The 23,272-nt window shown below is 68.7% G+C and carries 19 protein-coding genes and 3 pseudogenes; 11 read left to right on the top strand and 11 right to left on the bottom strand.

The window, feature by feature from the left end:
- Both ACZ6Y1_RS25440 and ACZ6Y1_RS25435 read left to right on the top strand, forming a co-directional pair.
- Positions 1-289, top strand: a 289-nt coding sequence (locus tag ACZ6Y1_RS25440; RefSeq protein WP_469634049.1) for a S8/S53 family peptidase, incomplete at its 5' end; no start/stop codon positions are given.
- 178 nt (positions 290-467) lie between these two features.
- A complete protein-coding gene (locus tag ACZ6Y1_RS25435; RefSeq protein WP_469634046.1) occupies positions 468-1,328 on the top strand; it encodes a cyanobactin maturation protease PatG family protein in 861 nt (286 codons plus the stop codon).
- Positions 1,329-2,346: 1,018 nt separating this feature from the next.
- On the opposite strand, the pseudogene ACZ6Y1_RS25430 reads toward ACZ6Y1_RS25435, so the two are convergent.
- From ACZ6Y1_RS25430 to ACZ6Y1_RS25415, 4 genes and pseudogenes are all read right to left on the bottom strand, one after another.
- Positions 2,347-2,644 (bottom strand): annotated as a pseudogene (locus ACZ6Y1_RS25430) (integrase core domain-containing protein); the annotation flags it as partial.
- Positions 2,645-2,648: 4 nt separating this feature from the next.
- A pseudogene (locus tag ACZ6Y1_RS25425) lies at positions 2,649-4,017 on the bottom strand (IS30 family transposase).
- A gap of 139 nt (positions 4,018-4,156) precedes the next feature.
- Positions 4,157-4,976 (bottom strand): IS5 family transposase gene (locus ACZ6Y1_RS25420; RefSeq protein ID WP_469634043.1). Its coding sequence is split into 2 segments (ribosomal slippage): positions 4,157-4,633 and positions 4,635-4,976, totalling 819 coding nucleotides; the frame shifts between segments, so codons are not numbered across the junction.
- Positions 4,977-5,441: 465 nt separating this feature from the next.
- A complete protein-coding gene (locus ACZ6Y1_RS25415; RefSeq protein ID WP_469634040.1) occupies positions 5,442-6,383 on the bottom strand; it encodes a DUF5829 family protein in 942 nt (313 codons plus the stop codon).
- A 207-nt stretch (positions 6,384-6,590) separates the two neighbouring features.
- Between ACZ6Y1_RS25415 and ACZ6Y1_RS25410 the strand changes: the two are divergent.
- Positions 6,591-7,268: pseudogene (locus tag ACZ6Y1_RS25410) on the top strand (transposase); the annotation flags it as partial.
- Positions 7,269-7,310: 42 nt separating this feature from the next.
- On the opposite strand, the gene ACZ6Y1_RS25405 reads toward ACZ6Y1_RS25410, so the two are convergent.
- Positions 7,311-8,183: an SDR family oxidoreductase gene (locus ACZ6Y1_RS25405; protein ID WP_469634036.1), complete on the bottom strand. Its 873-nt coding sequence runs from the start codon at positions 8,181-8,183 to the stop codon at positions 7,311-7,313.
- A gap of 144 nt (positions 8,184-8,327) precedes the next feature.
- Here ACZ6Y1_RS25405 and ACZ6Y1_RS25400 point away from each other — a divergent pair, with 144 nt between their 5' ends.
- From ACZ6Y1_RS25400 to ACZ6Y1_RS25390, 3 genes are all read left to right on the top strand, one after another.
- On the top strand, positions 8,328-8,732 hold the full coding sequence (locus tag ACZ6Y1_RS25400; RefSeq protein WP_469634033.1) for a winged helix-turn-helix transcriptional regulator: 405 nt from the start codon (positions 8,328-8,330) through the stop codon (positions 8,730-8,732).
- A 328-nt stretch (positions 8,733-9,060) separates the two neighbouring features.
- Positions 9,061-9,795, top strand: a complete 735-nt coding sequence (locus ACZ6Y1_RS25395; protein WP_469634030.1) for a dienelactone hydrolase family protein — start codon at positions 9,061-9,063, stop codon at positions 9,793-9,795.
- Between the two features lie 694 nt (positions 9,796-10,489).
- Positions 10,490-10,843 carry a thioredoxin domain-containing protein gene (locus ACZ6Y1_RS25390; protein WP_469634028.1) on the top strand — a complete coding sequence of 118 codons (354 nt, stop codon included), beginning with the start codon at positions 10,490-10,492 and terminating at the stop codon, positions 10,841-10,843.
- 19 nt (positions 10,844-10,862) lie between these two features.
- Here ACZ6Y1_RS25390 and ACZ6Y1_RS25385 read toward each other — a convergent pair.
- A protein-coding gene (locus ACZ6Y1_RS25385) for an IS3 family transposase (protein WP_469634025.1) occupies positions 10,863-12,070 on the bottom strand; the annotation gives its coding sequence in 2 pieces (ribosomal slippage) (positions 10,863-11,773 and positions 11,773-12,070; 1,209 coding nt in all).
- Between ACZ6Y1_RS25385 and ACZ6Y1_RS25380 the strand changes: the two genes are divergently transcribed.
- A complete protein-coding gene (locus ACZ6Y1_RS25380; protein WP_469634077.1) occupies positions 12,063-12,341 on the top strand; it encodes a thioredoxin family protein in 279 nt (92 codons plus the stop codon). The two genes, ACZ6Y1_RS25385 and ACZ6Y1_RS25380, sit on opposite strands and share 8 nt — an antisense overlap.
- Before the next feature lie 343 nt (positions 12,342-12,684).
- Here ACZ6Y1_RS25380 and ACZ6Y1_RS25375 read toward each other — a convergent pair whose 3' ends face one another.
- Together ACZ6Y1_RS25375 and ACZ6Y1_RS25370 are read right to left on the bottom strand one after the other, a co-directional pair.
- The gene (locus ACZ6Y1_RS25375) at positions 12,685-13,098 is read right to left on the bottom strand and encodes a hypothetical protein (protein ID WP_469634022.1); all 414 of its coding nucleotides are present in this window, start codon (positions 13,096-13,098) and stop codon (positions 12,685-12,687) included.
- A 399-nt stretch (positions 13,099-13,497) separates the two neighbouring features.
- Positions 13,498-15,441 carry a transporter substrate-binding domain-containing protein gene (locus tag ACZ6Y1_RS25370; RefSeq protein WP_469634019.1) on the bottom strand — a complete coding sequence of 648 codons (1,944 nt, stop codon included), beginning with the start codon at positions 15,439-15,441 and terminating at the stop codon, positions 13,498-13,500.
- A gap of 151 nt (positions 15,442-15,592) precedes the next feature.
- Between ACZ6Y1_RS25370 and ACZ6Y1_RS25365 the strand changes: the two genes are divergently transcribed.
- Both ACZ6Y1_RS25365 and ACZ6Y1_RS25360 read left to right on the top strand, forming a co-directional pair.
- Entirely contained in the window at positions 15,593-15,763 is a 171-nt protein-coding gene (locus ACZ6Y1_RS25365) for a hypothetical protein (RefSeq protein ID WP_469634016.1), read from the top strand.
- Between the two features lie 522 nt (positions 15,764-16,285).
- Positions 16,286-16,528 (top strand): hypothetical protein, encoded by a 243-nt coding sequence (locus ACZ6Y1_RS25360; RefSeq protein ID WP_469634012.1) that lies wholly within the window; start codon positions 16,286-16,288, stop codon positions 16,526-16,528.
- An 839-nt stretch (positions 16,529-17,367) separates the two neighbouring features.
- Here ACZ6Y1_RS25360 and ACZ6Y1_RS25355 read toward each other — a convergent pair.
- The 3 genes from ACZ6Y1_RS25355 to ACZ6Y1_RS25345 are packed head-to-tail and all read right to left on the bottom strand — an operon-like array spanning position 17,368 to position 19,372.
- Entirely contained in the window at positions 17,368-18,000 is a 633-nt protein-coding gene (locus ACZ6Y1_RS25355) for a TetR/AcrR family transcriptional regulator (protein ID WP_469634009.1), read from the bottom strand.
- Entirely contained in the window at positions 17,997-18,677 is a 681-nt protein-coding gene (locus ACZ6Y1_RS25350; RefSeq protein WP_469634007.1) for a DUF4166 domain-containing protein, read from the bottom strand. Before ACZ6Y1_RS25350 ends, ACZ6Y1_RS25355 begins: the two co-directional genes overlap by 4 nt.
- Positions 18,674-19,372 (bottom strand): hypothetical protein, encoded by a 699-nt coding sequence (locus ACZ6Y1_RS25345; protein ID WP_469634003.1) that lies wholly within the window; start codon positions 19,370-19,372, stop codon positions 18,674-18,676. The genes ACZ6Y1_RS25350 and ACZ6Y1_RS25345 overlap by 4 nt, the downstream gene beginning before the upstream one ends.
- Positions 19,373-19,811: 439 nt before the next feature.
- On the opposite strand from ACZ6Y1_RS25345, the gene ACZ6Y1_RS25340 reads away from it, so the two are divergent.
- Positions 19,812-21,254, top strand: a complete 1,443-nt coding sequence (locus ACZ6Y1_RS25340; RefSeq protein WP_469634000.1) for an ATP-grasp domain-containing protein — start codon at positions 19,812-19,814, stop codon at positions 21,252-21,254.
- The gene (locus tag ACZ6Y1_RS25335; protein ID WP_469633997.1) at positions 21,251-23,251 is read left to right on the top strand and encodes a PEP/pyruvate-binding domain-containing protein; all 2,001 of its coding nucleotides are present in this window, start codon (positions 21,251-21,253) and stop codon (positions 23,249-23,251) included. The genes ACZ6Y1_RS25340 and ACZ6Y1_RS25335 overlap by 4 nt, the downstream gene beginning before the upstream one ends.
- Positions 23,252-23,272: the final 21 nt, after the last annotated feature.

Genomic DNA, 23,272 nt, shown 5'->3' with positions numbered 1-23,272 from the left:
GCGGATGACCAACATCGGACGGTCCATCGGTCAGCGGGGGATCGGCGCTGTGACGGACGGTTTAATGAGCCTAGGCCATGCCGGAAGGGTCCAGCCGTTCGGCGGTACCAGCGCAGCGGCAGCCATTGTCACCGGCGCCCTGGCTCTCATCTGGTCCGAGCTTCCGAAGACCGCGCCTGAGGAACTGATCTCCGCGTTGAGAGGGGACCCGTCGCGCCGCACATCGGTCGTGCCGCCCCTGATGAACGCCTGGCGTGCATTTGAGTCGCTGCTCGCACCACGAAGCTGATACCGCGCTGGTTGCAGCATTGACAGGAAGGAACGTTGATCTCATGGAAGAACCTACGCTGTCCTCTGCAGAATCGTCCCCTGTTGCGCCCGATTCAGCGCTCGAGCGTGCTAGGCGTAGCGAAACCTCTGGCGAGACCCCCGGTGGGTACCTCGCTTCGTCGAAGGTTGCCGAACCGGTGCAGCCCCGCAACAAGCCGCCCTGTGGCTGTGGTGGTTGCGGTCCGGCCGTCCCTGCAGCCGACGGCACAGTCCGCCCTTTCGAAGCGTACCCTGCGTTCGTTTATGCGTTGGGCCATATTGAGGCCCGCATCCCTAGCCTCGGGATAGAAAAGGAGTTCGCACAGGCGACTGGCCGCGCCGAGACAGCTAACCTGACAGACAGGCAGGCCATGCACGCCATTCTGTCAGATCCCCAGAGCCGTTACCTCGCCAAGCATTTGTGTTACGTACTGGCGGTTCAGGGGATTGACACCTACATCCTGCGACCGCGTGATACTGCGGACTATGACCTGCTCGTGGACGCGGTCGGTGCGTCACCACAGACGAGCGATCTCCATGTAGTGATCGGCATACGAGGGCCCTTCGCCCCGCCCGACCTGTGCAACGGTCTCATGCTTCCCCTGGTGTCGTTCGATCAGGTCTACGCATTCGACACAGACTCGCTCGTAGCGGGTCTGCCCAAACCGGACGACCTCGACGAGGAGTCGTTCCGGTCGGCCTCTCGGGAACTCTTTGAGCGATTGATGCAGATTGCCGACAACGCCGGCTCATCCGACGGGCATCGCGCCCTCAATTATTGCGCGGTGCGGTACGCGCAGATCTATGCGCATACCGCTCATGCCTTCGCATCGGGACTTGCCCTGACAGCAATCGAAACACGGCTATCGCGGCTCAGTGGCAGCAGGAGCGTTCAAGACGTGGTGTTCTCCTACACCAACCGGACAACCGACGTGACAGAGAAATACTTCGTCCGAGTCGACGTAACAGAAGAGTTCCCCTTCCTGGTCACGAAGCTGTCTCCGTACTACGACCGGTGACGGCGAGAGGAGGTCGGTTGACATGTCAGTCCCGACCGCTACGGCGGATGCCTCTCTGTACCGTACCAGCGCCTCATACCGGTCAGCCCTTGGCCAGCGGCGTTCCAACCAGTACGTAACGCTCGCCGACAGCTGCGACGACTGCAAACGTGACTGCCCTGAAGAGTTGTCCAGCTACGAATGTAAACAGCTTTGCAAGCTGCAGTGCGACGACACCCTACCCCCGCCTTGTTACGGAGAGCTCTGCTTTACGGACTTCGGACAACGCCGCTGCTGCCCCTACGGGAGCAGTTGCTGCTACGGCTACGAATACCCGTCAGGGCAATCAATCATCAGCTGCTGTTCACCCGGGAGGGAATGCTGTGGGGGCAAGTGCTGTGACGCCGGGTACACATGCTGTTATGGCAAGTGGGGCGTTCGTAGCAAATGCTGTCCACCCGGCCAGAAATGCTGCGACGGCGTGTGCTATACGCCAGCCCCAGGGACCACGTGCACAGACGGAATCATTTGCACTCAGGGCGGTGTCGCCTGTGGCGAAGAATGCTGTAAGGCAGGGGATATATGCGTAGGCGATAAGTGCTGCAATCCCGGTGTTCTCTGCGGTGGCGGCAAATGCTGCGAGGGAGAGCAATGTACGCCGACGGGTTGCTGCCCTCAGGAACGGTACCTCACAGCAACACACGATTGCTGCCCCCAGGGGCGAGTCGCGTGCAGGGTACGCAAGGAAGGTGCGCCAGGAGGTGAGCCGGGAGGTGAGCCCGGTGGGGAGCCGACGGTCGTATACGAGGAACAGTGTTGTCCGCCAGGATTTTCGTGCGCATCCCAGGCCTGCTGCCCACCTGGTGAGTGCTGCGAGAACAACGTTCCCTGCCCCCAGGGGAAGAACTGCGACAAGGGCAAGTGCTGCTGGCCCGGACAGAAAGCCGAATTCAATCCCATTTCCGGCAAGCTCGAATGTGTCTGATGCTAGCGCTGCAAAGAACGACGGGTCTGGTGCAGGCTCGGGTGACAGGTTGGGTCACGCGGCTTGGAGGGCCGGTGTGGTCAGACGGTCTCGTATTCGAAGGGGGTCAGCCGGCCAAGTGCCGCTTGCCGACGGCGTCGGTGGTAGGTCCGCTCGATCCAGGTCACGATGGCGACGCAGTTCCTCGCGGGTGGTCCACTTCCGGCGGTCGAGGACGTTCTTCTGCAGCAGGCGGCAGGCTGAAGAAGGACTCCATGGCCGCGTTGTCGCCCGCTGCCCCGACTCTCCCTACCGAACCTGCCCTCCGGTGGCGGTCGAGCGCCCGGACGAGCTTCCGGGACCGAAACTGGGCGAGTTCAACTGGTGGTTGCAACACCGGGCTGTTGTAGCGAGCGTAGCTGTTCCTCGAACACCTCCGCCGGGGTCTTCCAGCCGAGGATTTTGCGGGGCCGGTTGTTGATGGCCAGGGCGACGGCTTCGAGGTCCGCGGACGACCACCGGGAGAGGTCTATGCCTTTCGGGAAGTACTGACGCAGCAGCCCGTAGCCCTTTGGTGTTCTCGTTCGTCGGTCGTTGCCAGGGCGAGTGCGGATCGGCGAAGAACACCTTCGTCCCGGTATCGAGGGCGAACTGGGCATGGCCGGAGAGTTCCTTGCCTCGGTCCGAGGTAAGGGTCTTGCGCAGCTGCTCGGGCAGCTGTGCCATCGACGTGGTGAGCGCCGCGTTCATCGCGATCGCGCCGTAGCCCCCGAGCGAGGTGCCGTTCTTCACCGGCGGATTCTCGCCCCAGCCTTCGAGCCGGGGCAAGTGCACCAGGAGTGTGGAGCGGCTGCTGCGCTCGACGAGCGTGCCGATCGCGGAGCGGCCGGTCCCGATGATCAGATGGCCTTCCCAGTGTCCGGGGACCGCGCGGTGCGCGGCCTCGGCGGGGCGTTGGCTGAGGACGACGTCCTCGGTGACATGCCCTTGCGGCCTGTTCTGCGACCGTGCGCGGGGAGTACTCAACGCCCGGCCGGTCCGCAGAAACGCGACCAGCTCCCGTTTGAGCGCACCGCGGCCCTCGATGAACAGCGCCTGGCAGATCGCTTCGTGGCTGATGCGCATGGACTCATCATCGGGGAAATCGACGCGAAGCCGCCGTGAGATCTGTTCCGGGCTCCATGCCGTCGCCCATCTTCTGTCCTGCCGGTGCGGCTTGTTCAGCCCCTTCCACGCGGGCGTCTTGGGCCCGGTGACACCCGAGCCGTCGGGACGACGGACACTGCCGGCGACCCGTTCCTGCACGTATTCACGCAACCTGTCGTTGCCCCCGAGCTTGGCTGCCTTCGGGCGCTTCGCGGCCTGCGGCGCCTTCCACTGAGCGACCGTGGCCCGATACTCCTGCTTCCCGCTGCGGGTGGCGGCGTTGCGACGCAACTCGCGCGAGATCCTCCCCGGGTCGCGCCCGACCGCGCGGGCGATCTCTCGCACGCCCTTGTCCTGGGCACGCAGAATCGCGATCTCCTCGCGCTCCTCGAAGGACAGGTAGCGGCCGGTGGGCTCGGCCAGAGAGATCGGCGGGATGCCGCCAGCGTGACGGAACCACCGAGAGCCGACCGGTACCGAAACCCCGGCCGCCAGCGATGCCTCAGCCGTCGTGATGCCCGTGGCGATCAGTCGCCAGAACGGCCGCTGCACCACCCGCGACGGATCAGGCCGGCCAGGCGAGCGCAGCGCCGGCCTCAGCGCCCGGTCGGCACTCCACTGCCGCCAAAGCTCCTCGGGCGCATCGCCGGTCTTCCGGCTCCAGTCCTCCGTAGCGATCTTGAACACCTCCGAAATCAAGGTGTTGCGACGACCGGTTGAATCCGTCTTAGACCGTGTCCTATGTGGTGAGGCGGACGAGTCGTTTGTAGCAGCAGAGGGCGGCGGCGAGGCCGGGAAAGGCCAGGTAGTTGCGGGGATTGCGCTCGTAGCGGTGGTTGAGCCGGCGGTAGCCGGTCAGCCAGGACATGGTCCGCTCGATCACCCACCTGCGGCGCCCGAGTCGTTGCGAGGACTCGATGCCTTTGCGGGCGATGCGGACGCCGATTCGCTTGCCGCGTAGCCATTTTCGCAGTTCAGGTATGTCGTATGCCTTGTCTGCGTGCAGGCGTCGGGGCGTGAAGTGACGGCCGCGGTGGGGGTCGTGTCTCGTTTGGTGACCGAGCACCATCGGCTGCAGGGCCTGACTGTCGTGGACGTTGGCCGAGGAGAGACCGACGACCAGGGGCAGTCCGTTCGCGTCCGACAGGACGTGCATCTTGGAACCCGGCCTACCGCGGTCCACGAGGCTCGGACCTGTATGTTCGCCCCCCTTTTTTGGCGCGGACGTGGGCGGAATCGAGGACTGCACGGGACAGGTCGAGCAGGCCGGCGTCGTCGAGCCGGTGCAGTATCTCCTCATGCAGCCGGCCCCAGACCCCGGCCCGCGACCAGATCAGGAACCGGCGATGCGCGGTCGACTTCGATATCCCAAAGCACGGTGGCAGTGACCGCCAGGCGCACCCACTCACCAGCACGTAGATGATGGCGGCGAACAACGTCTCATCAGGCGTGTCCTGCGTACCGCCGCCCTGCGGCCGCACCCGAGAGGGTGGGATCAGCGGCTCCGCGATCTCCCACAGACCGTCCGGAACAATCCGACTCCACGTACCCCGCCCCATGACCGGCTCAACGACCGCCTCACCACACAGGACAGGGTCTTAGAACCCAAGAACTGGCTGAGGGTCATTTTTCAGAGACTGGCGACACGGGGCCTGGTCCAACGTCACCGGGGTCCCGTCGCCGCGCTGCCAGTAGGGTCCGCCCCTCATGCCCGGCCCCCACGAGCAGCCGTCGCGGCCCATCATGCCCGGGCCAACACCGGGCCCCCTGAGTCCCAGTCGTCGCCCGCCGTGCATCCGGCGGCCAGTGCGCGGGCGCGCCGACGGTCCGCCTGCAGGGCCTGGGCATGGTCATCGGCCTTCCCCGTCGCTCGCGTGACGGCGGCCGCCCGACCCGGCGGCCGCGGGTCCGTTCTCTCCAGCCGCCCGCCGGAAACGAGGACCGCCCAGGGCCGTCCGGCCCTGGGCGGTGCACCGGTCGGCCCATGAGGGCACGGGGATCCGGGCGACGCGGGAGGGGCCCCGCTACCTCGCGGCCCCGAAGGTCCACACGGCGCGGGCGCCGGGGCCGACCACAAGGGTGGAGTGGCCGATGCGCTCCTCGTGGCGGTGCGCCACCGGGTGGTTGAGGGACATCTCGACCTCGCGCAGCCCGGCCTGCTCGCGTGCCACGGGGACCAGGTGGATAGTGGTCCCCCCGCCCTGCGCCAAGGCGCTGCCGTTGGGGAGTTCGCGCACCATGAAGCCGCCCGCCCGGAGCAGGGGCAGGGTGGCGGCCAGGTCGCGGGCGGTGACCGCGAGGCGGATCGAGGTCACGTCGCGCATCAGGTGGTCGCGGTAGCCGTCGGGCAGGTACCGTTCGCGGCCGACGTCGCCGGGGTACGAGGCCGGTTCGGTGTCGCTGCGTGGGTCGGCGAAGTACTCCGGGAGGTATTCCATGCCCCAAGCGCCGAAGCCGTCGTACTGGCCGGTGGTGAAGACGGCGTCGAACCAGGGCACCGGGGTCCCGTCGCCGAAGTCCCGGGTCTGGCGGAAGGTGATCGGGTTCGGCACGCCCTGGTCGTGGAGGCGGGCAGTGACCGTGGCGAGGTCGCCGGCCCGTTCTGCGGAGATCCCCATTCCGCCGGCGCCCAGGGTGCCGTCCTGGCCTGGGACGTCACCGACGCCGAACAGTTCGAGGTAGGTCTCGCGTCCCCTCAGGTAGCGGCCGGTCCAGGTCTCGCCGCCCGAGCCGGTCGTGGTGCGGACCTGGAAGTCCGCGAAGTAGCGCAGGTAGGCGGAGTGCTCGATGGCGTCGGCGGTCTCCCGGTCGAGCACGCCGTAGGCGTGGTTGAAGAAGAGCAGTTGACGATCCGTCGGCCGCGGCCCTTCCTCCAGCGCCGACGCGATCCCGCTGGTGCCGCCGGCCCACCCTGCCAGTGCCACAGCGAGGATCATGAACACGTGCAACAGTCGTCGAAGTCGCATGCGGGTGATCGTAGGGGGCGCGGCCCGCGTCCACTTCATGCTTTTCCCGTGCGCAAGGCAGGAGGAGTCTTACGGTTGAGCGGTCGTCAGGTCCACGGCCGTCGGCCCGGCAGGCGGGCCCGGCCGACGGCCCGTGGGCCAGGCGGCCGCCCCACTCCGGTCAGCCAGGCGTTCCAGTCGCTCTCGTAGTCCAGCCACATGAGGTCCCTGGCGCGTAACGGCTGGTCCTGGCAGGTCCCGGCCCGACGGGCCATGGAGCGGGACGACGGGGTGGTGGCCGGGTGGGTCAAGGAGGTGTGGCCCTGCGAGGAGGACTCGCGGCGGCCCGCGGAGCCTGGCTCGTCTTCGAGGACGAAGCCGGATTCTCCATGACGCCGCCGCACGCGAAGACCTGGTCACAGCGCGAGGCCGGGCCCCGGTGGTGCGGGTCCGCGGCCGCTCCTGCAGACGGATCTCCATCGCCGCGCTGACCTGCTACAAAGCCGGTCGCCGCTCCAGGCTCATCTACTGGCCCGCCATGGCGACGGCCGTCGCGATGGGCGCAGGAGCTTCTCCTGGCGCGACTCCCGGGACCTGTTGATCGCAGCACACCAGCAGCTCGGTGGCCCGATCGTTCTCGTCTGGCACAACCGCAACGTCCGTAAGGCCGCCGACCTGCAAAAGTTCGCCGAGGCCCGGGACTGGCTGACCATCTACCATCTGCCGCCCTACGCACCCGACCTCAACCCGGTCGAGGGGATCTGGTCCCTCCTGCGACGCGGCTGGCTCTCCAACGTCGCATTCTGTACCCCTGAACACCTCGTCCAGCGCATCCGGCTCGGCCTACGGCACATCCAGTACCGCAGTGAACCCATAGACGGCTGCCTCGCCGAGACCGGCCTGACGTCAGACCCACCTGAGCAACCCGGCCACATCACAAGTTCAACCTCAGTCGTGCAGGGCGGCCGCGAGTGCCTCGGCCAGGGTCACGGGCCGGCGGCCGATCAGGCGGCGCAAGTCGCCGGAGTCGGTGTACATCTCGCCGCGGTTCATACCGCGGTCAGCGTCAGCGAGGACCTCTGCCAGCTCGGCGGGTAGGCCCGCGGAGGCCAGTACCTGCACAAAGTCGGCCACCGGGAGGTCGGCGTAGGTAACCTGCTTTCCGGCCGCAGCGGAGATCGCGGCGGCGAGCTCAGTCAGGGTGAAGGATTCGTCGCCGCCGAGCTCGTACACGGCGCCGGTGTGGCCTTCAGTGGTGAGGACGACCGCTGCGGCCTCGGCGTAGTCGGCGCGGGACGCGGCGCTGATCCGCCCCCCGCCTGCGGCGCCGACGACCGCGCCGTTCTGCAGGATCTGCGGCAGTTGGCTGGTGTAGTTCTCCAGGTACCAGCCGTTGCGCAGCATCACGCTGGGGATTCCGCGGTCCCGCAGGTACGCCTCGGTCTCGCCGTGCGTGGCACCGATGACGGTGGTGGCCGTGTCCGCGTGCGTCGTGCTCGTGTACGCCACTAGCGACACGCCTGCGGATGCCGCGGCGTCGATCACGCGGCGGTGGTTGGCGACCCGCTCGCCCACGGGGACCGAGGCCGAGACCAGCAGCAGCCTTTCCGCCCCCGCGAATGCCTCGGCCAGCCCGTCGGTGTCCGCGAAGTCGGCGCGGCGTACCGTGATGCCTCGGTCGGCCAGATCCTTGATCCCGGCGATGTCCCGGCCGGTCGCGATGATGTCCGCGGCCGGGATCCCGCGCCGCAGCAGTGCCTCGACGGTGAGCCTGCCCAGCTGGCCGGTGGCTCCGGTGACGACGATCGGCATGATGGTCATTCCTTCCTTCCGCGCGTGCCTCGCACGCCTGCCGCGGTCCGTCCGCCGCGGGATGGAACACAGAATGACCTGGACACTCTCTGTTGGGGAGTAGCCACTTCTTGGTACGGTACTTACCGCAGCGAAAGCAATGAGGTGAGCCGTATGGCTGCTGTCGAGAATGTGACCGGGCCCATGCCGTCATTCGATCCGTACGATCGCGGCTGCCCGTCGCGGGACCTGCTCGACCAGATCGGCAGCAAGTGGGCGGTCCTCGTGCTCGGCGAACTCGGCCGGAACGGGACCTCCCGGTTCGGTCACCTCCGGCAGGCGCTGGCGGGCGTGAGCGAGAAGATGCTCACCCAGACGCTGCGCACCCTCGAACGCGACGGGCTGGTCAGCCGGACCGTCTACCCAGAGGTGCCGCCGCACGTGGAGTATGAGCTGACCGCGCTCGGCCAGACGCTACGGGAACCGCTGAAGGCGCTCACGGAGTGGTCCGTGCTGCACATCGGAGAAGTCATCGCCGCCCGCGAGGAGTACGACGACCGCACTGGACGACCCAGGTAATCAGCGGCGGCCAGCGGTCTGGTCACAGACGGCACCTCGCCCAGACCGGCCCGACAAGTCAGACCCACCTAAGAAGCCGTTGTCTTTCCGATCCTGAGTGGTGTCCGTCGAACGGGATTCTCGATGTCCTATCGGTGGGCTACGCTGTGCGGCTATGAATACCGGGACGGCCTTGCGCCACACACGGATTGGTGACCCGGTGCTCTTCTGAGCGCCGTACGGGCCGGTTTGGGCCCGCTGTTCGATCGAGGCTCTTGCGTTGCCGCGCGTGCTCCGCCTCCGTCGTGTTGATCACAGGCTCTGCACGTCAACCACGACAGGAGTACTCATGCCCACCAAGACGCTGCGGATTCCCACCGCGGACGGTCAGGCCGACGCCTTCGCCACCTTCCCCGACCACGGTGAACGGCACCCAGGGGTGCTGATGTACGCGGACGGCTTCGGCATCCGGCCCGTGCTGCGGGAGATGGCCCGCGAACTGGCCGGGCACGGCTACTACGTGCTCGTCCCCAACTCCTTCTACCGGCATGGCCCGGCACCGCTGGTCGAGCTTCCCGAGTACATCGGAGGGGAGGCCCGGTCCGCGGTCTTCGCCCAGCTGATGCCCCTGATCGAGGCGCACACCGCCGAACGTGTCCTGAGCGACGCCGACGCCTACCTCAGGTTCCTCACCACTCAGCCCGAGGTCGGCGCCGGACCCGTCGCGGTGACCGGCTACTGCATAGGGGGCCTCTACGCGATGCGCACCGCTGCGGCCCATCCCGACCAGGTGGCGGCCGTCGCCGCGTTCCACGGCCCCGTGGGCGCCGACGGGCCCGACCTCTTCTCCAAGCTCACCGCCCAGATCCATCTCGGCCACGCCGAAGGCGACATGACACCTGAGGCCCTCGGCGAGCTCAACCAGGCCCTGGATGCAGCAGGTGTCGGCTACACCTCCGAGATCTACCCCGGCACCCTCCACGGCTTCACCATGTCCGACACCGACGCTTACAGCGCCTCCGGGCTGAAGCGCCACTGGGATCGCCTGCTCCCCCTTCTGGACCGCACCCTGGCCAACAGCTGAGACTCCAGCCTGGAAACCAAGCCTGAAACGGCCGCGGCCAGCAGACGGCATGGCGGGCCACGCTGATGTCTCCATGGCCGTGGCCCGCCTCTATTGCGAACGGAACTTCCGTAAAGCGGCGCTTGAGAACTCCAATCCTCCGCGGTCGCAAACGACCTGGCATCCCAGCTCATCAACGGCCCGAATCACGGCGACGCGGCGTGAGCACCGTGAGTGCGGTCAACAAGCCACCGGGCGCAGGCTCCGGCCTGGGAAGCGCCCAGGTGGCGGGCTGGGGTCTGGCCGGTGCCGGTACGGGGGTCGTCATGGCAAGCTCTTCGGCAGGCGGACGACGTCACTCCTACTACTTCGCATGTTCGATTACGCGTGCGAGCCGGCACGTGTGGTAACCGGCCAGTGCTGTAACGGGGCACGATAGGTGGCCCAGACGGACAACTTCGATGCACAGGTCGTGCACCGCGGCCCGTGGACCGCCAGCAGCGGGATGCCGCCACGCAGGACCCCGGCTGGCCCCGCCACGCCGGCCCCGTGACTGCTGGTGCCGCCTACGGAGCACGAAAGGCTCCGTGAGGCAACACACGAGGTGCCTGAGCCCGTCCGCCTGCGCTATTGGGACGAGTGTTGATCCCCTTCCGCGTGACTCAACGGCGGTCTTTCTCACGTTCCGCGACGGAGACCGGTACCCGTTGACCACATGAAGTCAGATCCCCAGACGCCCGCATCCACCATCCTTCCCCCGGCAGCCCCAGGCTGGCGTCGGCTGTGCCGGGCCGCCGCCGTCTTTCTCGGTGTAACGCTCACTGCCGCCCCGCACGCCAGTGCATCGTCAGCCGCTCCCCGCCCCGCGGCTCAAGGCGCGACGCTCGGGGCGACGCAGGAGGCCAAGGCTCCCACCGCTGCTACGTACGGGCGAGCAGTCATCAACGTGACCAGCGCAGAGCAGTTCAACAGGCTGCTCCAGACCAACCCGAAAGTCATCGTTGATTTCACGGCGGTCTGGTGCGGCCCCTGCAAACTCATCAAGCCCAGATTCGAGGGCGGGCCTTGACCCCGGATTTTGAACACGTCTATGCGGCTTGGGCCAGGGTAGTTGCTGCTGGTTGGATGTCGTTCTCGTAGGCGATCGGGGACCGCTGACCGAGGCGGGAGTGCCGACGGCGGGTGTTGTATCGGGTCAGCCAGCGGAAGGCGTCGAGCCTGGCCTCACGCTCGCTCGACCAGCCTTTGCGGCCCTTGAGTGTCTCTCTCTTGAAGGCGGCGTTGAAGCTTTCTGCGGCGGCGTTGTCCGCGCTGGACCCGATTGCTCCCATGCTCTGCCGGACCCCTGCTGACCTGCAGATTTCAACGAAAGTCCTACTCGTATATTGCGAGCCGTGATCGGTGTGCATCACCGCTCCGGCCAGGCTCCCTCGGGTCCGCTCGGCTGCCGCCAGGGCATCGACGACGAGCTCGGTGCGCATGTGGTCGGCGATCGCCCACCCGGCCAGCCTGCGTGAGGCGAGGTCGATGACGGTCGCGAGATAGAGCGGCTTCGCGCCGCTGACCGGGAGGTATGTGATGTCGCCGACGTACTTCGTGTTCACCGCGGCCGCGGTGAAGTCACGGCCGATCAGATCCGGCGCCTTTGCCGCGGCCGGGTCCGGGGTGGTGGTCCGGTGCCGGCGGCGCAGACGGACTCCCTCCAGTCCGATGGTCCGCATGATTCTCGCGACGCGTTTGTGGTTGATTCGTTCGCCCTCGTCGCGGAGTTCGGCGGTGATCCTGGGGGCTCCGTAGGTGCCGTCGGAGTCCTGGTGGACCCTGCGTATCCGGGCAGCGAGCTCGGCCTCGGCGGCCTGGCGGGCAGTCCGCGCGGCCGCGGTGCGGCGCCAATAGTAGAAGCTCGAGCGAGAGATCCCCAGCGACGAGCACAGCCGCGTGACGCCGAATCGGCGCTGATGATCGTCAACGAACTGGCAGCGGTTCACCAGCGCGTCTCCCCTGCGAAATACCGGGCCGCCTTGCGGAGGATGTCGCGCTCTTCCTCCAGCTCACGGATCCTCTTCCGGGCGGCGGCCAGCTCTGCCTGAACGTCGTCACCGCTGGCTTGCGCAGCGGCCAGCGGCGCGGAGTGGGCGCCGGCGCGGCGCTCGTCGGCAGCCCTGATCCAGTTCCGCAGCGTCTCGGTGTTCACTCCGAGATCGGTGGCGACGGACTTGATCGTCGCTCCTGGCCTCGACCGGTACAACGCGACCGCGTCCGCCTTGAACTCGGCGGGATAGTGCTTCATCCCCACGGGGGACTCCGTTCTCCTGGACCATCAAGATCCAAGTGTCTCCGGTGTCCAAAATCCGGGGTCAGGGCCCGGCTTCTCGACAGAGTGGGAGTACCGCACCATCAGGTTCGCGGTCATCGACGTCGACCAAGTTCCGGACGTGTCCGAGGAGGCCGGCATCAGGGCCATGCCCACCTTCCAGACCTACTTGAACGGAGAGAAGAAGGGCGAACTCCTCGGGGCCGACCCGAACAAGCTCCGCAGACTGCTGGACGAACTGGCCACGGCCTAGCTGTATTGACCCAGACCGTTGTTTACGCGGCGGATGGGTGGGTTACCCCCGAGTGCGGTGTGGCAGCAGTGGTGGTTGTAGGGCCCTGCTCTGACCAGGCCCCCGTCTGCCAGGCGAGCGTCAGCGGTACTCCCCACCGGATGTGTCAGCAGGTTGTGCGGAGGGGGTGGACCGTCGCGGTCGTTGCCCCGGCTGGCGATGGGGCGTCAGGGCGCCTCGGGGACACGGGTGCAGGTAACCACCCGAGTCTGCCCGGACTCGGCGTGGTCGGGAAATGTCAGCACCACCTTGTCCTTGCTGTAGCTGACCTGCATTCTCCGGTAGCCCTCCTCCTGGCCGTCTGTCAGTCCCCCGAGATGGTGTACGTGCCTGCCAGCACCTTCTCCACATCCTTGGGCACGTCGTGGACGACGTGTGGCTTCTGCGGCTTGCTGGCCCTCGAATTCCGCCGCGTGATGACCGTCGAGAGATCGCCGGCCGCGAGGGACCACGTTCCTTCCGTGGACCACTGCTGGTCCCCCTCGCCTCCTGTCACCACCCAGTTCCCGCCTTGCGACACCGTGATTTTGGCCCTGTCTCCGGTCTCGGCCTCTAAGTCCCAACTCCCTTGGAGGAACGCGTCCAAGGTCTGGAACTTGAAGCTGGTGGAGTCGCCGCCACGCGAACAGGCAGCCATAGTGGCGGCCAAGAATCCGGCGAGCCCGTACCGCAGTGCGGCCCGACGCCCTACTAGACGTATGACATCCCGAGTGTCCATCGAATCCCCCTGCCTTCGACGTCGCGTCACCAAGTGCGACGTGCACGGCCTACAACATCGCCCCATCGGCGGGCCAGGACCATAGAAACGGCCTTTGGTGACCGAATCCCGCCAGGCAGTCCGGAATGAGGTCAGCGAGGGACACTGGTCCAGCAGCGGATGCCTGGAACATGCCTGGGAACCAGCCGGGGCCAGTGACCCGAGTCAGAGATTCGTCGTTGGTCGGGTATGAGTCGTCCGGGTCCGGGCCACCGGCGGCTCCACGTGCAATTCACACCGACCCGCGCGTCCTGGCTGAACCTTCGGAGATGGTGCCGCCCACCTGGGTGACCTCGCCGTCGCCCCGGCCCGTGCACGACCCTCGGGAGCCGGGCGCCGGAGGCCTCGCGGGCAGACGGGTCAGGAGCCGCAGGAGGAGCGCTCGTTCATGTCGCCTTCAGATGGGGTGAAGGCGTTCCACGTCGTGGGGAACGCCTTCACCACGCTCTCCAGCCGGGTCTGGAAGTCCGTTTTCCACGGGCCCCGTACGTAGCCCTGGAGCGCGCGGAACACAGCCGTGCACGACGCGTCCGGGGTCTGCCTCGGCAGAGCGATCGCGTAGAAGCCGGCCTGTTGTCCGTCGGTCGCGGCGGGCGGCACCTCGAGGTCGTCGTACGCCTCCGTGTAGCCGAAGAGGGCGACTTGGTCGTCGACGACCGCATCGACCTTCCGGGTCCGGAGGGCGGCCACGCAACCGCGTGTGTCGGGCCGGGCCACTACCACGGCCCCGTTGTCCTTGATCAGGGCCTCCTGGGACGTGGAGTACATGCGCGTGCACACGCGTCGGCCGGCCAGGTTCTCGAAGCGCGCGACGGACGTGTCGCCCTTCCTGACCAGGACCCCGTGGTAGGTCCGCAGGTACGGTCCGACGAGCCTGACCTCGTCCCTGCGCGCGGCGCTCACCTCGACGCGGGCGATGACGAGGTCGACCCGCCCGTCCTGGACGGCCGCGGCCCGTTCGTCCGCGTCCAGGGCCGTCAGGACGACCTCGTCGCTGTCGAAGCCGAGCCGCCGGGCGAGCGCCTCGGCCATGTCCACTTCGAAGCCGTGGAGCCGGCCGCCGCCGTCGCGCTCGCTCAGCCCGGGGGCGTCGATCGCCACACCGATCCTCAGCCGGCCGCCGTTCGCCGCCCGCAGCGGATCGCGTGCCGTCCCCGCGGGCGGCGGATCCCAGCCGAGCGAGAGCCACAGCGTCGTCACGAGTGCGAGGCACGCGGCGGTGGTCCTGCGTCGGCGGTGCCGGCCTTCCGAGCGCCGTGCAGCGGTTCGGACAAATTCCTGGTTGTCTTGGCCGTCCGCGTTGTCTCGCCTCGGGACGCGGACGATCCCGGGAGTCCGGGTCTCCTCCCGCTCCCCCCGCTCCCCTCTCTCCCCCCGCTCCCCTCTCTCCTCCCGCTCCACCACGCCCGGCACGATCCGGGAGTCGCCCGCGGAACGCTCCACGGCGGGGAGCCGCAGCTGGACGCGGAGCGCGTCCATCCCCTGGTCGTTCTCGTCCAGTTCCTCGTCGATGGCGTGCAGCTCGGGCGCGACGTCCTCCAGGAGGGACAGGGCCCCCGCGGCATCCGCTGCCACGACGTGGGGCGCGGCGGGAGCGGGAGGAGCGGCCCCGTCCGCCTCCGCTCCGGTCCGCTGCAGGACCTCCAACTGAGCGCGGGTCACCTGCGCCTCGGCGGCCAGCCTCAGCTCGTACGCCTCCTCCCTCGCGCGCCGGGCGCGCTTGAGTTTGAGGTCGGCCTGCCGGCGGTACTCCGCGGACATCCGGACGTGGCGCTGGAGCTCGGCCCGTACGTCGTCACGCGCCCGGTCCCGCTCGTGTTCGAGCACGCGGCAGCGCCGTTCGAGTTCGGACACCAGGTCCTGCAACCGGTCGCACCGGCGCTCGGACTCGTGGAGCCGGCGCATCGCCTCGATCTGGCGCAGCCGCGCATCATCGAGCCGCAGCAGCCCCTGCGCGACCGGATCACCGCGCCTCCGCCCGGTCGCCGCGGTGGGCGCCGGGCCGCCCTCCGGCGCCCGGGCCGGCGCGACGCTGCGCAGCGCCTCCTCCAGGAGGCGACGCCCCTCGGCGAGCTGGCGCTCACGCAGGGCGGGCTCGTGCAGGTACCGGGCCGCCACCTGCTCCAAGAGCTTCGGGGGTATGAGGCGGCTGCCGTTGCGGAACTGCGTCCACAGCGACTTGCTGTACGGAAAGTCGCTCTCCAGCTGCCGGACGCCCACCCCGTTCGTGATCTTCCTGAGCCAGCGGGCTAGTTCGTTCGCCTCCGCCGTGGCGCCCTGCAACTCCCCCAACGGACGCGCCATCGGCCCGCCTCCCCGCCTTGTCTCGCAGACAACCGGGGCGTTGTCACCGATGTCCGATCCGCCACCTGCGGCAGCGTCCCCGGGCTGAGGTGGACAATCCCATCACGGACCAGCCTGTGAGTTCAGCCGATCACCGAACCCGGAGGCTCCCATGTCGCAGCTCACCCGCCCACCGCGCCGGTCGTGGCCGTACGCCTTCACCGGCGTCGTCGTGGCCGCCCTGCACCAGGGGTGGACCGGCGCCGAGGTCGTACGGCTCGCCGCCACCGTCCTGGTCCTCATCGCCGTGATCTGCTCGGTGGGAGAAGGCGGCGACGGCTAGTGATCTGAGTCAGTGATTCGTCTGCAGTGGGCGGCGACCTTGTCGAGGATCTCATCGGCGGTCTTTCTCCAGGAAGGGCCTGGGGTGGTCGTTCCAGTCGGCGCGCCAGGCTCGGATTCGCGTTCGAGGGCCTGGACGGAGCGGTGGACGCCGCGCTTGAGCTTCTTCTGTGTGAGTTCGGCGAACCATCGCTCCACCAGGTTCAGCCACGACGCCCTGGTGGGCGTGAAGTGCGGTGCAACCGCGGGTGGCCAGCAGCCACTTATTGACGTCGGGCGTCTTGTGGGTCGCCATCGATCTCGTCGGCCGGTGCGTCGCGTTCCTCGGCGTCTCTTCCAGCGTTGCTGTGGGACGCTCCCGACGAGCTGAGGTTCAATCCGGCCGACCGGAAACTGATCGGCGCCGGGTTCCGATTGCCTTACGAGGCGGGCCGACGCCGAGGAGGTTGCACGCGTTCCCAGCACACCTCTCGTCCGTCCGGCCGGTCTCCGCGCGGACGAGATCCGGGACTTCCGTCTGGGCGTGACCACGGAGCTCTGCCGCGGCCCCGGCGACACCGTGCTGACCTGCCTGCGGGACCTTGATGTCCTCGACGAGCCGCTGCAGGCCCGCGTCGGCATTGAATGCCCAACGGCCAGACGGCGCCGGATCAATTACGGGTCGACCTGTGGAGCGGAGCCACTAACTGTGGAACTCGTCGTCAGCTGGCCGGAACTTTCCAAGAGGCGCAGAGTTGAGCTCGACCGCCTCTTGACCGACCCCTGACCTGACACGATCTCTGAGACGGCGAAACGCCCGGCTTGCCGGGGCGTTTCGTGCGTGCGCTCAGTTCAGCGCAACCCGTCTGTGTCGTCGTGCTCTTCGCCGACTGGCAGTGGCCGTCGGTCCTCCACCGGGTCATCGCTATAGACGACCGCGGAGACCGCCCTGTCGTAGGCATCGGCGAGGCCGTTACCGCTCGCACCGAGTATGTTCTCCCAGTCAACCCATACCTACAAGCCTACCCGTAGTGCTCGAGGAGCCGAGCGATGTGGGCGTTGAGCTCGTCCGCCTGGGCAAAGATCGCAGCTTCCTCTCCTGGGAGGATGGGCCGTGCGGCCAGTCTCGTCATCGGGCTAACGTCCGTTCACTCGTGGCGGTGACTTTGGCTGTTGACTTCTCCAGCTGGCAGCCCAGCGCCCGATCGCGGACTCCTGGCGCTGGGTAGACGAGTGGGGCGATCCATTTCGCCCCAGCTGGCATCTGCCCAGCGCCTTGCTGGCGTGGTGGGCTGATCAGCAGCGCCGACCTGGCCTCACGCGGTACACCGTCTCGGGCCTGCGCGTGGTGGTCTACCCGTCGGGGCTGGTCAGCTTCTCGACGTTTCGTGCCGCCTTCTGCTGCTGGGCCTGCGCCTTAGAGGTCCTCACAGAGGCCGTTGATCATGTGACTGTCGGCTCGGTTGCTCGTTGGCCCGTTCGTGGCAATGAGGAACTCTCGGCCATAGGACGTCTCGGACGAACTGTGTTCGCTGATAGCGCCGTTGCTGCCGGTTGCGGCGCCGAAGCTGTTGGCAGGGCGGCCGAGGGTTCCGGACCGGACGACAAGACTTCGGACCTACTCGTCTAGGTGCGGGTGCCGCGGCGCAGGCCGTGCCGTACCGCGCGCTGGCTGAGCGGCCCGAGTCCCTCCAGGAGCTGGGCGAGTCCGGCGAGCTGTTCCAGGGCGTCGAGCGCACGCCCGGCACCCTGCGGGTCGACCCCTTCGTAGAGCTCGATGCCGACGAAGGAGGCGGCGGTGGCCCGTGCGAGCCCCGCCGGGTCGATGAACCCGGCCAGCGGAGTGGCGGCGAGCAGCCGGGTGAGCACCGTCTCCAGCTCCTCGATCCACAGGCCGAGCCCGGCCGCGGTGGCGGCCGCGAGGGCGGGCGAGCTCTGTCCGGCCGCCAGCAACTGCCCGAGCACGGCGACGTGTCCGCCGGCCCGTTCCTCGGCGTGCATCTCGCGGGCGAACTCCAGCAGCCCGGGGAGGCTGTCCAGCTCCGCGAGCCGGGGGCGGTAGCGGGCCACCCGCTGCTCGGCCCCGAACCGGCATGCCGCCCCGAGCAGTGCGTCGACGGAGCCGAAGTGGTAGAAGATCAGACCCTGCCCCACCCCGGCGGTGGCGGCGATGGTGCGGGCCGAGGTCTTGGCGATGCCCTGCTCGACCAGGGTGCGCAGGGTCCCTTCGAGCAGCTTCTCCTTGGTGGCGGCGCTCACGCGCGGACCTCCTCGCGCACGGGCCGCAGGTCGCGGCGGACCCCGTGCGCGGCGACGTCCACGTACTCGGCCGTGAAGGACCCCTCGTAACCGAAGAGCGGGCCGAAGTGCCGGTTGACCACGCGCACCCGGATCCGGAACCGGCCGGTGGCCTCGTCGAAGGATTCGCGCACCTCGGCGTCGCCGCCGATGAGTCCGGGGACGCGGACGTCGACGGGACCCTCGCGGAAGCGGTGCTCGCCGGAGCGGATGAGCAGCGAGCCGTCGGGCTCCGCGCTCATGTGGAGGTCGCTGGCCAGGTGCTGGTGGGTGCCCAGGTAATCGAGGATGCAGTCCCGTTCGGGGCTGTGCACCATCGTGGCGTCGAAGCGGTGGGGTCCGCCGGGCAGCCGGAAGGTCCGTACGAAGGTGACGGTCTCGCGTCCGAAGGAGTCGAGGTACGGCATGTTCTCGATGACGAACGGGACGTCGCGCCCCTCCCGCGGAACCAGGATGTTGCGCGTCCCTCCGATCCGCAGGAACGGCTTCACGAAGCGGCGCCCGTGCCAGATCCGGTCCATCATGCCGCGCCCTATGGACCCTTCGCCGCTCTCCAGCCCGACCGAGAAGCGGCGCTGGATCTGCGGGTGCAGGCGGTCGAAGTCGGCGCCCATGTGCGCACGGAAGATCGAGGTCATGACGGCTCCAGGGAGGTCAGCAGGCGGGGGGCGGGGGCGGCCGGGCGGCCCGGCGGCCTGCGCAGGCAGCGGCGGGCGGCCGGGGTGCCGGGCAGCGGGGGCAGGAGCAGCGCGGCAGCGAGGACGAGAAGGGCGGCGCCGAGCGGCGCGCAGGCCAGGGCGACCGCGCAGAGCAGCGCCCGCAGGGCGGTCTCCCCGAGGGCTCGGGCGAGGACGAGTCCGGGCGGGGTTCCGCGTTCGCACCACAGCCGCAGCCGGTCGAAGGACCAGGCGGTGCCCCAACCCATGAGCGGCCGGAACAGCAGCCGGTCGGCGAGGGCGCCGAAGCGGCCCCAGCGCGGGCGGTAGTCGTAGCCGGTCAGGAAGCGGATCCCGTCGGGGCCGGGCACATAGCGCCAGTACCCGCTGCCCTCGGCGAGCAGCGAGAGCGGATGGGCCGAGGCGAAGCGCAGGGCCGACACCCGGCTCCCGTCGAGCCGGTGGCGTTCGCCGGCGGAGATCCCGGTGCCCGCGACGGAGAGGAAGGGCAGTACGCGGGTCGCGTACCGGAAGCGCTGCGGTTCGCCGTCGGCGCGCGGGAGGTGGTCGATGGTGGTGAAGCGCAGGTCCCAGCGCTGGTGTTGGGCCGGCTCCTGAGTGCGCGCCCAGAGCTCGTCCATCTCCGTCCTGATGACGGTCTCGACGTACAGGCTCACGCCCGCCCCTCCCCCTGCGTCTGCCGTTTGAGCGGTCGCTCAAACGGGACCCTAGGCGAGTTTGAGCGACCGCTCAAGGTGACCTGGACCACTGGCCGGGCAGACGAAAGCGCCCCCAGCCGCATGCGGGGTATATCCGCGGATCCGAATCGTTCGACGTCGGCGGCTGGCCGCGGGGCCCGCTCCGGCGCCAACAGCGGCCTCAGGCGCTGGATGGCGATCGCGTGCTTCGCGCGAATGGCTGAAACACCCTCGTCCCGGCTCCACATGGTGAGCGTGATTGTTTGGCGAACACCCAACCGAGTAGGCGTACATCCGTGCGTTCACCGCTTTGGTCACGGTCCAGTCACCCTGGTCCGTTCGCGGTTACACCGCGTACGGATTCGTCCGCCGACGACGCCGGCGCACCATTGGCGTCCCCCTCGACCCGAGGAGCAGCATGACCCCGATCCTCTTCGTCTATGCCAAGGGCGGCCCTCCTCTGGAATACGCGGTCCCGCGCATCGTCGCCCACGCCGAGGTTCACGTCCTGGCGCTCGCGCCGTTGCCCCGTGCCACCGAGTCGGTGTGGTTGCCCGGGTGCGCGTCGGTCACCACCGCCCCGCCGGGCGAGGGGGCGGATCTGGTCGATCTCATCTGCTCCCACGCTCGCCGCGTCGGCGCCGAGGCGGTGCTGACCCTGTCGGAGTACGCGGTGGTGGCCGTCGCCCACGCGAACCTGCGGCTGGGTCTGCGCGGTGCCGGCGAGCGGGTCGCGAGGGCACGCGACAAGCGCCTGATGCGCCGGATCTGGCGGGACGCCGGGGTGCCCGTACCGGGGTTCGCGGAGATCCACGCTCCGGAGGACATCACGGCCGCCTTCGAAACCCTCAGGCCGCCGCTCCTCCTGAAGGCCGCCTGGAGCGCGGGTTCCACGGCCCACCTCAGCGTGTGGGACGAGCAGCAGGCCGAGGCGGCCTGGAAGACCGGACGTTCCGTGATGGAAGCGTCCTCCGCGCAGGGGTATGCGGAACTGCACGCCGCGGACCAGGGCGTCAGTGATTTCCTGCTGGAGGAGATCGTGCCCGGAGACGCCTCCGGCTGGTTCGACGGGGACGGGTGGGGCGACTACGTCAGCGTGGAGGGAATCGTCGCCGACGGCCACTACCACCCGCTGTGCATCACCGGCCGGATGCCCACCATCGCGCCCTTCACCGAGCGGGCGAGCCTGGCTCCGGCCGCCGCCCTCCCGAACGCCTTGCAGCACCGGATCGAGGAGGTGTCGCGCGCCGCCGTCGACGCGCTCGGCCTCGACACCTGCGCCACCCACACCGAGATCAAACTCGGCGCGGACGGGGCCATGTGGTTGATCGAGGCCGCGGCCCGTTTCGGTGGGGTGATGACCACACGGCAGGTGGAGACCGTCTTCGGGCTCGACATGATCGGCATGCTGGTGCGCCAGTTGCTCGGCCGGGAGGTCGCCTACCCGCAGCGGATGCTGACCGAGGGCAAGGGCGCCGCCGGATCCCTCGTCATCCTCGCCGTCGACGCCGAAGGCCGGCCCTGGACCGACCACCCGGCCTGGGACTTCGATGCGGTCGACTGGCCCGCCCTGGTCGCGCCGGGAACCCGTGTGGAGCTGGTGCGCGAGCACAGCCTCACGCCGGGCAGCCCGGTCCCGCCGTACGAGGAGGCAGGAGGGGCCAACTCCATGGCCGCACTGTGCTTTCTCACCGCCGAGTCCGGTCCGGCACTGCTGGCCGACTGCGGCCGGATCCTCGCGGCACTGCCGAACGCCCTGACCGCGCCGCCCGTCACGCCCGAAGCTGCCGTCGCAGCCGCCGCCCCCACCACGCCCTCCGTCCTGTCCGCCGACCGACCGACGCCCGGGAGCACCGCATGACCAACGCCGGAACCATCGCTGCCGCCCCGTCCCCCCGGGGCGCCGCCGTGGACACCCTGCTCACGCTCCCCCTGTTCGAGCAGCTGGCCGGGGTGCTGGGCGGACATCCGTACGTGAAGGTCGTCGTGGACCGCGCCCAGGGCCGCTGGCACGTCCTTGACAGCACCGTGCACTCCTTCCACGTCAACTACATAGCCACCGAGATCCAGGGGCTGACGCTCGAGCAGCTCGACGCCGAACTCGACCGCTTCAACCACGACGTCTACCAGGACCCCGCGCGGCGCTTCCTCCTCGGTGTCCTGTCGCTGCACTCCCGGGGCGGTCCGGCGCAGGACGAGCCGTTCATGGTCCTGGAGACCACCGAGGCCGACACCATGGGCACTGATCTGTTGATCGAGTTCCACACCTTCGTACGGGCCCACCTCGACCCCGGCCTGGAGCTGCTGGTGAAGCCCGCCAACCACGGACAGGAGAACGCCCTCTCGGCAGTGCCGGAGACCGTGGTGCCCCGCGCGCGGGGTCACGCGCTCCTGGCGACCGCGCCCTTCGTACCGTTGACGCTCGCCTCGGCCACCGGCCGGCTCCGCGCCTTCACCTCGGGCGAGGAGTACCTGGCCGCCCGCGGGGACCTCACCTGGTACGACATCGTCGCCATGCCGGTGGTCCCCGACGACATCCCGCGGCTCGCCGGTCTGATCAACGCCCAACCCACCACCCCGCTGTCGCACACCAACATGCTGGCCGCCGGCTGGGGCATCCCCAACGCCATCGTCCGCGGAGTCCTCGACACGATCGCCGACGAGAAACTGGACGGTGCCTGGGTCCATTACGAGGTCACCGCCGACGCCTACGTCATCCAGCGCGCCGAGGAGCCCTCGGACCTCGCCGAACCGACGTGGCACACGCAGCGGGTCCGCCTCGACGCCCCGCACGTGACGGACGTTCCGCTCGTGCCGCTGTCCGCGTTACGCGCCCACGACCGCAACCGCTACGGCACCAAGGCGGCCAACCTCGGCGAACTGCACCACGTCCTGCGCCACGGCTCGGGCCGGCTGACCGGCTACTACTCCGTGCCCCGCCCGCCCCGCCCCGACCTCCTCGGCCACCTGGCCGCCCGGCTCGGGATGCCCGAGGACGGCGACCTCGCCCAGTACGCGGGCGAGTTCCTGACCCGGCACGTCCAAGCGCCGGCGGGCATCGCCGTCCCCTTCTCCGTCCAACAGCGCTTCCTGGACTCCTCGCCGGCCGTGCAACAGAGCATCGGCAAGCTGAAGATGGCCCTGGAACTGAACGCCATGGACGCCGTGGACACGGTCTGCCTCCAACTCCAGCACTTGGTGCGCACCCTTCCCGTGCCCGAAGAGCTGGTGCGCGCCCTGGACACACAGCTGGTCGAGCACCTGGCGGGGACGGGCCGCTTCGCCGTGCGGTCCTCATCGAACGCCGAGGACCTGCCGGGCTTCTCCGCGGCCGGGATCTACGAGTCCCACACCAAGGTCACCGACCTGCCAGGGCTACTGGACGCCATCCGCCAGGTATGGGCCTCGTTACTCTCCCCGCGCAGCGTGCGGCTGCCCCATCAGGCCGGCATCTCCCTGGACGACACCTACATGGGGGTGATCGTCCAGCGCTACGAGCAGTCCCCGCTCGGAGGTGTCATGGTCACCTGCAATCCGACTAACCGGGCCGACTTCCGCAACGTGTACCTCAACTGTGCGCACGGGTCCACGGCCGACGTCGTCGACGGCCGGACGATGCCCCTGCAGTACCTGTACAACACGGTCGAGGGCGGCGGCCGCACCATCTCGCTGGGCGCGGCCACAGAGGACCTGCCCCAGGAGACGAGGGCCCACCTGGGCCGGCTGGCCTTGGCGGGCCGCCTGCTCCAGTCCCATTTCGCCACGGACTACACCTTCGCGGGGCCGCTCGACATCGAGTGGCTGCTCGGGCCGGGAGGCGTGCCCCACATCCTCCAGCTGCGCCCGTACAGCGCCTGAGCCGCCCGCGCTTCCCCCCTG

It is taken from the genome of Streptomyces sp. NPDC053432, from assembly GCF_055585365.1.
This window is presented reverse-complemented; position numbering and strand designations above follow the sequence as displayed.

What these genes read in the sequence shown, in the direction of transcription:
- ACZ6Y1_RS25415 (WP_469634040.1), bottom strand. Translation starts at nt 6,383, where the DNA reads ATGCGACTTCGACGACTGTTGCACGTGTTCATGATCCTCGCTGTGGCA.
- ACZ6Y1_RS25405 (WP_469634036.1), bottom strand. Translation starts at nt 8,183, where the DNA reads ATGACCATCATGCCGATCGTCGTCACCGGAGCCACCGGCCAGCTGGGC.
- ACZ6Y1_RS25400 (WP_469634033.1), top strand. Translation starts at nt 8,328, where the DNA reads ATGGCTGCTGTCGAGAATGTGACCGGGCCCATGCCGTCATTCGATCCG.
- ACZ6Y1_RS25395 (WP_469634030.1), top strand. Translation starts at nt 9,061, where the DNA reads ATGCCCACCAAGACGCTGCGGATTCCCACCGCGGACGGTCAGGCCGAC.
- ACZ6Y1_RS25390 (WP_469634028.1), top strand. Translation starts at nt 10,490, where the DNA reads ATGAAGTCAGATCCCCAGACGCCCGCATCCACCATCCTTCCCCCGGCA.
- ACZ6Y1_RS25375 (WP_469634022.1), bottom strand. Translation starts at nt 13,098, where the DNA reads ATGGACACTCGGGATGTCATACGTCTAGTAGGGCGTCGGGCCGCACTG.
- ACZ6Y1_RS25370 (WP_469634019.1), bottom strand. Translation starts at nt 15,441, where the DNA reads ATGGCGCGTCCGTTGGGGGAGTTGCAGGGCGCCACGGCGGAGGCGAAC.
- ACZ6Y1_RS25365 (WP_469634016.1), top strand. Translation starts at nt 15,593, where the DNA reads ATGTCGCAGCTCACCCGCCCACCGCGCCGGTCGTGGCCGTACGCCTTC.
- ACZ6Y1_RS25350 (WP_469634007.1), bottom strand. Translation starts at nt 18,677, where the DNA reads ATGACCTCGATCTTCCGTGCGCACATGGGCGCCGACTTCGACCGCCTG.
- ACZ6Y1_RS25340 (WP_469634000.1), top strand. Translation starts at nt 19,812, where the DNA reads ATGACCCCGATCCTCTTCGTCTATGCCAAGGGCGGCCCTCCTCTGGAA.
- ACZ6Y1_RS25335 (WP_469633997.1), top strand. Translation starts at nt 21,251, where the DNA reads ATGACCAACGCCGGAACCATCGCTGCCGCCCCGTCCCCCCGGGGCGCC.